General features: G+C 37.0%; 8 protein-coding genes. All 8 read left to right on the top strand.

Annotated features, from left to right (window positions below; genetic code table 11):
* The coding region (locus HMPREF0848_RS00440) for an SH3 domain-containing protein (RefSeq protein ID WP_008533925.1) at nucleotides 1-683 on the top strand (683 nt) is incomplete at its 5' end.
* A 202-nt stretch (nucleotides 684-885) separates the two neighbouring features.
* Nucleotides 886-1638 carry a LytR/AlgR family response regulator transcription factor gene (locus tag HMPREF0848_RS00445; RefSeq protein WP_008533927.1) on the top strand — a complete coding sequence of 251 codons (753 nt, stop codon included), beginning with the start codon at nucleotides 886-888 and terminating at the stop codon, nucleotides 1636-1638.
* 133 nt (nucleotides 1639-1771) lie between these two features.
* The gene (locus HMPREF0848_RS00450; RefSeq protein ID WP_008533928.1) at nucleotides 1772-2437 is read left to right on the top strand and encodes a DUF6287 domain-containing protein; all 666 of its coding nucleotides are present in this window, start codon (nucleotides 1772-1774) and stop codon (nucleotides 2435-2437) included.
* 247 nt (nucleotides 2438-2684) lie between these two features.
* Nucleotides 2685-3419 carry a response regulator transcription factor gene (locus HMPREF0848_RS00455; protein ID WP_008533929.1) on the top strand — a complete coding sequence of 245 codons (735 nt, stop codon included), beginning with the start codon at nucleotides 2685-2687 and terminating at the stop codon, nucleotides 3417-3419.
* Nucleotides 3416-4735 carry a sensor histidine kinase gene (locus HMPREF0848_RS00460; protein ID WP_008533930.1) on the top strand — a complete coding sequence of 440 codons (1320 nt, stop codon included), beginning with the start codon at nucleotides 3416-3418 and terminating at the stop codon, nucleotides 4733-4735. Before HMPREF0848_RS00455 ends, HMPREF0848_RS00460 begins: the two co-directional genes overlap by 4 nt.
* 272 nt (nucleotides 4736-5007) lie before the next feature.
* Nucleotides 5008-6846 (top strand): SH3 domain-containing protein, encoded by a 1839-nt coding sequence (locus HMPREF0848_RS00465; protein ID WP_008533931.1) that lies wholly within the window; start codon nucleotides 5008-5010, stop codon nucleotides 6844-6846.
* Between the two features lie 129 nt (nucleotides 6847-6975).
* Nucleotides 6976-7626 carry a DUF6287 domain-containing protein gene (locus HMPREF0848_RS00470; protein ID WP_008533933.1) on the top strand — a complete coding sequence of 217 codons (651 nt, stop codon included), beginning with the start codon at nucleotides 6976-6978 and terminating at the stop codon, nucleotides 7624-7626.
* A 270-nt stretch (nucleotides 7627-7896) separates the two neighbouring features.
* Nucleotides 7897-9470: SH3 domain-containing protein (locus HMPREF0848_RS00475; RefSeq protein WP_156780989.1), on the top strand; the 1574-nt coding region annotated here is incomplete at its 3' end.

Genomic DNA, 9470 nt, shown 5'->3' on the forward strand with positions numbered 1-9470 from the left:
AAAATGCAACCCGCCACAACCTTCCAGCTTCAGGTTCATATACCTTTACCGCTCGTACTGGCATCAAGACTCAACCTTTGGTAGCCAACCCAGATGTTAGCTACTACGATGCTGGCATGTCAGTCAACTATGACAAGGTTGTCAATAATGACGGCTATACATGGCTTTCTTATCTCAGCTATTCAGGAAATCGTTTCTATGTGGCTATCGCACCAACAAGTGTGACTAAACCAGTAGAACAACCAGTCCAACCAAGTACACCTTCATCTGGTACCTATACTTTCAAGGAACGCTCTAGCATTAAAGCAGAACCAAGTGTTGCAAGTCCAGAGTTGGCCTACTATGATGCTGGTATGTCTGTTAACTATGACAAAGTGGTGACTGCAGATGGTCATACATGGCTCTCTTACCTTAGTCGTGGAGGCAACCGTCGTTACATTGCCATTGATGGTAAGGCAACAGCAGTTGCTCAACCAGCAAGTTCAAGCCTAGCTGCGACTGGTACTTATACCTTTACCAAACCTAGCTCTATCAAGGCTCAACCAAGTGTTGCAAGTCCAGAGTTAGCCTACTATGATAAAGGCATGTCCGTTCGCTATGACAAGGTCCTTACAGCTGATGGACACACATGGTTATCTTATATGACTTATAGCGGTGCAAGACGCTATGTGGATATTTCTTAAGAGTTGTAACATCACTCTCTTTTGAGGGTGGTGTTTTTTTAGTTTCAAGAGTTGAATAAATATATTGTTCAATATGTTTTGGAAATATTTGCCGTAAATTAGCGAAAGTTGTAAAATCAAGGTGAAAGTATAGGATTCGTTCTATACGTAGCTAATTCATCAAGTTATTGAAAGAAAATGATATAAAACGGAGGTACTGAGCATGTTAGATATTTTTGTTTTAGAAGAAGATTATTTTCAACAAGCTCGTCTTGAGGATGCCATCCACAAGTCCAAACAAATATATATTTTAAGAATTGGGAAGGTTGATTTATATGATAAACCCGATCAATTATTAGAGCGTATTACGGAAAGGGGTTCGCATTTACTGTTTTTTCTAGATATTGGATCTGACAGTGATGTCGAAGGGGGAATATTGGTTGCTCAACAGATTCGTGAGCGAGATCCGTATGCAAGTATTGTTTTCATCACAGCACATCCCGAACTCCTACCTTCAACCTTTCAGTATCGCTTAGCTGCACTTGATTTTATTGATGAGAATTTGCCTGATAATGAATATGAAGATAGGCTTATTTCTGATATTGGATTAGCACTTTCTAAAAATGGTTTGAGCCAAATAGAGTGTGCTTTTACGGTAGATACAAAGAATGCAACTATACAAGTTCCTTTTCATAAGATTCTTTATTTTGAAACATCTCCAACAGTTCATAAGGTGATTCTTCATACAACGGAAGAGCAGATTGAGTTCTATGGTCAATTATCAAAAATTGTGAAACAAGATTGCAGACTGTATAAATGCCATAAATCATTTGTTGTAAATCCCGAAAACATTGTGAGATTGGACAAAGAGTTAGGTATTATTTATTTTGAAAACGGAGAGTCATGCTTGGTTTCAAAAGCTAAACAAAAAGAGATTGTTGCTAAGATGCTTGTTCCAAAAAACATGGCAGTTTGATGTATATAGTATTTTTATTTTAAATGTTATTTTCTGATTATGACGAAAAAACGACCATTTATGACTTCAATGAAAAATTTAGCTGTTTTTGTATTATAATAACCGAGTAAATTATCATTAAAGGATATCACTCATGAAAAATACAAGTAAACTTATTGGTTTAGTATTAGCCCTTATCGTAGTTATCCTCGCTATCTTTTTGGTGACTAAATTTAACAGCCATGAATCAGCACGTGTTAGCACCAGTAGCAGTTCAGTCCAAACGGTTAAGAAGTCATCTTCAAGCTCAAGTAAGGTCGTTAAGAAGGATAAAAAATCAACTCGATCATCATCTTCAGCAGTCACAAATGAAGAAAATGGAAATCAGGCCTCAGCAGTAGCACCTAAGGCTTCTTCTCAAGAACAAGCTCAAGCAGGTACTACAGATGGCGGACAAGTGGCTGAAGCAACAGCTGGAATAGATAAGGCTAAATCTGAAAAGAACACAAATAATAGTCAATCATCGCTTGACTTTGGTGCCCTTGATAATGGTGATATTAGCTCTCTTGTGGGAACTTGGACTAACGCGAATGGTGAATCAGTTACAATTAATGCTGATGGTACAATTATTAAAAACTCAACAGGTTATACTGCTCAATTGAAGCCTCAAAGAGTTTCAGATAATATTTTTTATGCAGGAGTTTTCTCAGATACAAGCTCAGCTGCATTGAGAGCGATTTCTGGAGGTAGTAACGGCTCTGATTACCTTGTTATTGGTCAGGACCAAACTGCTGAAGGTGTCCCTTATTATCGTAACTAGTACGAAAAAGATTGCTATTGATGAACTGCACTCCAAAAGTTAGACAGATAAAATCTAACTTTGTGGGGTGTTTTTTTAGTTGATTGAAGCAAAAAAATGTTACAAACTATTGTTTTTTTGTAATAAAAATGTAAAATAAATAAAGAGAACAATAAATCTCATTTTGAATAAATAAGAGAGGTTCATTTATTAAAGAAATGCTCTAACTTAGAATTTCTCTTAAGATTATGCTAAAGGAAGTTATGCCATGCTTAACATCTATGTTTTAGAGGATCATTTTATCCAACAAAATCGTATTGAAGAGGTTATTCATACGATTCTTAAGAAAAATAACATTAAAGTGGGCGACTTTGAGGTTTTTGACAAACCCAATCAACTGTTAGAGTCTATTACCGAGAGAGGGTCTCATCAGCTCTTTTTCTTGGACATTCAAATTAAAAACGATACTAAAAAAGGTTTGGAAGTGGCTAAGCAAATTCGCAAGAACGACCCCTATGCCAATATTGTTTTCTTCACGACTCATTCAGAGTATCTGCCCTTAACTTTTCAATATCAATTGGCAGCTCTAGACTTTATTGACAAGTCTTTGGAGGGCGAGGACTTTCAAAAGCGTGTGGAAAGTATTATCTTATTAACCTGCAAAAAGATACAGAGTCAGAATCCAGAGGATGCTTTCCGAATTGAGAACGTTAAGACCGTTATTCAGGTTCCCTTCCATGATATCTTGTACTTTGAGACCTCGGATATTGTTCATAAGGTTATCCTTTATACTAAAGAGGAGCAGATCGAATTTTATGGCAGTCTCTCTCAAATTGAAAAGAGTGACCCTAGACTGTTTAAATGCCACAAATCTTTCCTTATCAATCCAGAAAATATCATCAAATTAGATAAAAGTACGGGGACAGCCTATTTTGAAAATGGTGGCGTTTGCTATGTTTCAAAGTTGAAACTAAAGAAATTGCTTGAGAGAATCAGCCTATGATAGCAATCAATTTTTTGTTGGATAATCTAGACTTTTTAGCGGAGATTATCCTCTTTATACTCATTTATCAATACATTACCTCCGAGAAGATAAAGCTAAGATGGTATATTATCATCCCCTTGGTTATCCGATTTTTGTTTGTGCTTTCTCCAGCCCTGTCCTATGTTTTAGGGCATGCCTTCTTGGTTGTTTATTCCCTCTACAGAAATCGTTATGGCAATAGGTTATTAGATATTTTCTATGGCTTGTTTCCAATCATCATAGAAAGTCTTGTTCACAATCTTATTATTTATGGGATTGCCTTGGTCATCAATCGTCATTATCTGATTGTACTTAACCATTTTCATTTAAACCTTGTCATTGAGTTGCTAGTCTTTCCTGTGTTTTGGGTAATCATTAAGACCTTAAAAGTGGATTTCAAAGCATTGAACTATGGTTTTCGAAAGTCATTTTCAAAGTACTTTTTATTACTCATAGATCTATCAATGTTATCTTATGCCATCCTTCTCCAATATATTACCTTTTTTGTGCAACAGAGCCCTGGAGGAAGAGATTGGCATGTTTATCTCGTGGTGACCTATGCTTTACTCTTTCTTGCGACCCTTGTTTATATCAATGCGACCTTCAGTGAGAGACTAAAAGAAGAAGTCCTACTCCAAAAAGATAGGCAAATGAGTGATTTGGCTCATTATAGTCAACAAATCGAGCAACTCTATACGGATATTCGTCGCTTCAGGCACGATTATTTAAATGTTTTGTCTAGTATCAAATATGGCATTGACTCCAAGGATATGGCTATTATTTCTGATATCTACGATAACATCCTTGAAAAAACAAAGACTCGGATTGAAGGAAAACAGTACGAAATTGCCAACTTGATTAATATTAAAGATGAAGCCGTTAAAGGTGTCCTGGCTAGTAAAATCTTGGAAGCACAAGGCCAGTCCATTACCATCCACCTTGAGGTCAACGACGTCTTTGAAGTATCAAGGATGGAATTGTTGGATTTCATAACAGTGCTATCCATTTTTTTAGATAATGCTATTGAAGCTAGTCTGGATAGCAGTACTAAAGAAGTGAACATTGCTCTTATCAGTGGAGAGATAAAGGTAGTAATAGTTGAGAATACCATTGCTCAAGAATCTATCAATACAGTCGGTATCTTTAAACTTGGTCGCTCAAGTAAAGGAGAGGGACGTGGTATAGGTCTGTCCACTGTTCGAGAGATTTTAGGGAAGTATCCTAATTGTTCTTTGTCAACACAATCTAAAGACTATCGTTTTAAGCAGACACTAAAAATAGAAGATGTGGTTTGATTGAACCACATCTTTTGTTGTACTTTGAAAACAAGTACCTGATCCTATATTTGTTTATTTAAATATATATCCAGAATACTTGTAAAATTTCCAAAAAACTGACTTTCTAATCTTAATGAAAGAAATATTTATATTTTGTGTGAATAAATATAATAAATTTGTAATAGTGACAATTTTTAGACTTTTTACGATTTATATCAATTTGATAGTCATAGTCGTGCTATACTCTTTTGCATAGGAGAGAGTTATGAAAAAGACTAGGAGATATTATTATGAAATTTAGTTTTTATCAAGTTGCTCAACGTTTCTCAATTCGTAAGTATTCTTTTGGTGCTGCTTCTGTGCTTTTAGGGGTTTTCCTACTTTCTGGTGTACAGACTGCTCATGCTGATGAGAAAGTGGCTGTTTCTGAATCAACTACAAGTATTACTAGTGATATTGGAGTTGTATCAGATAAAGTAACTTCTTCAAACTCTGAGATTGTACTTTCTGAAGCTACTGTTTCAGCTCCAAAGGAAAGTTTGGCACCTGCTGAAGCTCCTTCAACTGCTGTGACTCCAGAAAAGACGAGTGAAAGTTCTCAGCATGTTCAAACAGTTACTGCGAATGAAACTCACAAAGTTGAAAATACTACTGAACCAATATCAACAGTAGAAGAAAAGGTTAATGTAGCGACAAATGCTGATAAAGTATCTGATAAAAAAGTTACTGATACAAGAATTTCAAATGAGACAAATAAAAAAATTGAGTCAGAGGTACGTGAAGATAAGGAGAATGAAAAAGTTACTGTAACAGAGAAAATTTCTGATCCAAAAGTTCCTGAAATAAAAACAGATAATAAGCCAACAACACCAAGTACTGGTTATTCGAGATTATTCAGTGTTGGAAATATTAGACGACCTATGTCAAGAAGTACTGTTATTGGAGACAACTACCCATGGCCGAATGCTGCAATACCTTATGCTGAAGTTGATCCTTGGGGATTATATAAACGTGAATGTGTCTCTTTTGTAGCTTACAGATTGAGTACAGTGAATGGATTTACAATTCCTTATGCATATGGTAATGCAAATCAATGGGGATATCGTGCTCAAAATGAAGGCTATCGTGTTGACATGAATCCAGCAGCTGGCTCAGTTGCGTGGTTTACTGGTAATAAGGGATTTCATGTTGCATGGGTTGTAGGTGTAAATGGGGAAAATGTTGAGATTGAAGAATATAATTATGGATATACAAATCGATATAACCATAGGTTTATTCCTAGAAACTCTGCAAGTGGTTACATCCATTTTAAAGACTTAAAAGGTGGAAATACAAGTATTCCCGATGCTCCAACACCAACAGATAATACAGGAAGTAATTTAGCTTCTTCAGGATCTTATCAATTTACAGAGAGAGTAAGCATTAAAGCTGAACCTAAAATGTCTGCCCCAGAACTTGCCTATTATGAAGCAGGAAATACTGTTAATTATGATAAAACACTCCAAGCAGATGGTTATGTCTGGATTTCTTATCTATCATATGCTGGAAACCGTCGCTATATTCCAGTACAAAAGCTTTCAACTGAGGTAAAACCAGAGGTTAAAGGAACCATTAATGTTATAAATAAGAATGACCAATCAGGTACCTTTGATGTTGTTATCTCGAATGTTTCAAGTAATGTTGGACTAAAAGAAGTTCAAGTTCCAATTTGGTCAGCAAAAAATGGACAAGATGACTTGAAATGGTATAAAGCTGTTAAACAATCTGATGGTACCTATAAGACTTCTGTAAAAATTAGTGATCATAAGAATGACAGAGGAGAATATCTTATCCATCTCTATTATGTGACTGATAGTGGTAAACAAATTGGTGTAGGTGGAACAACGACAACTATAGAAAATGCTTCAACTACATCTAATCCTTCTAAACCATCCATTCCTAATAGTGGTGTTTATACTTTTGAAGGCCATGCAAGTATCAAAGCAGAACCAAAGATTTCTGCACCTGAGTTGGCATATTATGATGCTGGAAATACAGTAAATTATGATAGCCTTATTCAGGCAGATGGTCATTATTGGATTTCTTATTTATCATATTCAGGTGCACGCCGTTATATTGCTATTAGTTAAGACATAGAGGACACCCTATTATAGAAGATGGCATGAAATATTTCTATAATACCTCATGTAACAGTATTGAAATATAGAAATAAAAATGTTATATTTATGACGTAAAAAATAATTAAAGGAACATAATTTATGAAAACTACAGGTAAACTCATTGGTATCATATCAGCTCTTATTGTGATTATCCTCGCTGTCTTCTTAGTGACTAAATTTAACAGTCATGAATCAGCGCGTGTTGGCACAAGTAGCAGTTCAGTCCAAACGGTTAAAAAGTCATCTTCAAGCTCAAGTAAGGTCGTTAAGAAGGATAAAAAATCAACTCGATCATCATCTTCAGCAGTCACAAATGAAGAAAATGACAATCAGACCTCAGCAGTAGCACCTAAGGCTTCTTCTCAAGAACAAGCTCAAGCAGGTACTACAGATGGCGGACAAGTGGCTGAAGCAACAGCTGGAACAGACAAGGTTAAATCTGAAAAGAACGCAAATAATAGTCAATCATCACTTAACTTCGGTGCCCTTGATAATGGTGATATTAGCTCTCTTGTGGGAACTTGGACTAATGCAAATGGTGAATCAGTGACTATCAATTCTGATGGTACAATTATTAAAAACTCAACAGGTTATACTGCTCAATTGAAGCCTCAAGGAGTTTCAGATAATACATTCAATGCATCGGTGGTATCTCAAGGTGATAGTGTAGCCTTGTCCGCAGTGGCGGGAGGAGCAGGAAGCTCAGATTATCTTGTTATTGGGGCAAATGGACCATATTATCGTAACTAGTACGAAAAAGATTGCTATTTATTTAGTAATCTTTTTACTTTTCCTTTTGCTTTTTTTGGAAAAACAACGAATATATAAGTATAATCAGTCATTTTTTTCGATTATGACGAAAATCGGACTGTTTATGATTTAAGTGGGAACAAGTCAAAAAATTTGGTATACTAGTGGACAAGTGAGAAATATTGAGTATTTTTGTAAAATAATTGTAATATTTGTCACCTAATGTTACGATCAATCGGTAACAACAATTTGATAGAGAGAAATAATAATATGAAACGAGAAAAATTTTTACACGAACAACAACGTTTTTCAATTCGTAAATATTCTTTTGGGGCTGCGTCAGTTCTTTTAGGAGCTAGTTTGGTCTTTGCGGGTCAAGCTTTGGCTGACGAACACCACGAAGCTGCAACGACTTCAGATGCCACTTTGCGTGCGACTTCAGATAGTGATGCCTTAACAGCGGCTGATATTTTCAGTGGCGTAGCAACTAATGGAGTGGCGTCAAGTGAGAAAGCTAGCGAAACTTCAACAACGAGCCAAACAGTTAGTGAAACTGCTACTAGCGAAGCGACAAGTGAAGTCAGTGCCTCACAAACAGCTGATAAAGCATCTGAAACTGCAGTTGCCCCTTCAGCTGTGACAAATCGCTCAAATCTAGCTGAAAAAGATGCTAATCTTGATGTATCTAGTATGGTGAGAGCGGCTGTTAATACTAGCTTGGTGAGCACACCAACAACTACTACAGACAGTGACCTTCCAAGCCAAGGAACTTATGTCTACAAGGAACGTACAGAAATCAAGAATCAACCTAAGATTTCTGCCAAGGCTGAATTTTATGTGAATCCAGGGGATAGCGTCTTTTACGACCAAGTCGTGACAGCTGACGGCTACCAATGGATTAGCTACAAATCATACTCTGGCGTGCGTCGTTATGCGCCAGTAAAACCAGTGGCGGCTGGTAGCGGCAGTGGTAACAGTGGTAGTGGGGATGGTAAGCCTTCTAATGGCGCTCAAGCTACAACAGGGGCTTTGAACATCCCAGCGACAGGAACTTTCTACTTCACACGTGACACAGATATTAAGAAAGAACCAAAAGCAGATCTCAAACCTACTTTTGTTTTCAGTAAGGGTGACCATGTCATCTATGACAAAGTTTTGACTGCGGATAATCATCAATGGATTTCTTACCTTGGTTATGACTATGTTCGCTACTATGCTGATATTGCGACTTTGACACCTGCAAAAGCTGAAACACCAGCTGCTAAACCAACAGAGACTAATCAAGCAAAACCAGAAACTACTGGTGCTGAAAAACTTCCAGCAAGTGGTACTTATAATGTGACACGTAGCTTGAATGTTAAAAACGAACCTAAGGCCTCTGCAGAAACGCTTTATACCTTGGAAAAAGGCTACAAAGTGAACTATGACAAGGTCTTGACTGCGGATAACCACCAATGGATTTCTTACATTAGTTACAGTGGTACACGTCGTTATGTGGATATTGCGACTTTGAAAACTACTGAGTCTAAGCCACAAGAAAACCGTGTTTCAGGTGACCTTACTATAAGCAACCAAACTTCTAACGGCTTCGATGTTGTGGTTACCAATGTTTCAGGTGGCGGCAAGACAGTCCAAGAAGTGCGTGTCCCAATTTGGTCAGATAAGAATGGTCAAGATGACCTCACTTGGTACCATGCTGACAAACAATCAGACGGTAGCTACAAGGTTCATGTAGATAAAGCCAGCCACAAGGGTGACGCTGGTACCTATGCTGTCCATCTTTACTATATGTTAGATGGTAAGAGAACCTATATTACCGAAACTACAGCCACAGTCCCTGAAAC

Source organism: Streptococcus sp. C150, assembly GCF_000187445.1.
In the GTDB taxonomy this organism is placed as follows: Bacteria; Bacillota; Bacilli; order Lactobacillales; family Streptococcaceae; genus Streptococcus; species Streptococcus raffinosi.

What these genes read in the sequence shown, in the direction of transcription:
- HMPREF0848_RS00445 (WP_008533927.1), top strand. Translation starts at nt 886, where the DNA reads ATGTTAGATATTTTTGTTTTAGAAGAAGATTATTTTCAACAAGCTCGT.
- HMPREF0848_RS00450 (WP_008533928.1), top strand. Translation starts at nt 1,772, where the DNA reads ATGAAAAATACAAGTAAACTTATTGGTTTAGTATTAGCCCTTATCGTA.
- HMPREF0848_RS00455 (WP_008533929.1), top strand. Translation starts at nt 2,685, where the DNA reads ATGCTTAACATCTATGTTTTAGAGGATCATTTTATCCAACAAAATCGT.
- HMPREF0848_RS00460 (WP_008533930.1), top strand. Translation starts at nt 3,416, where the DNA reads ATGATAGCAATCAATTTTTTGTTGGATAATCTAGACTTTTTAGCGGAG.
- HMPREF0848_RS00465 (WP_008533931.1), top strand. Translation starts at nt 5,008, where the DNA reads ATGAAATTTAGTTTTTATCAAGTTGCTCAACGTTTCTCAATTCGTAAG.
- HMPREF0848_RS00470 (WP_008533933.1), top strand. Translation starts at nt 6,976, where the DNA reads ATGAAAACTACAGGTAAACTCATTGGTATCATATCAGCTCTTATTGTG.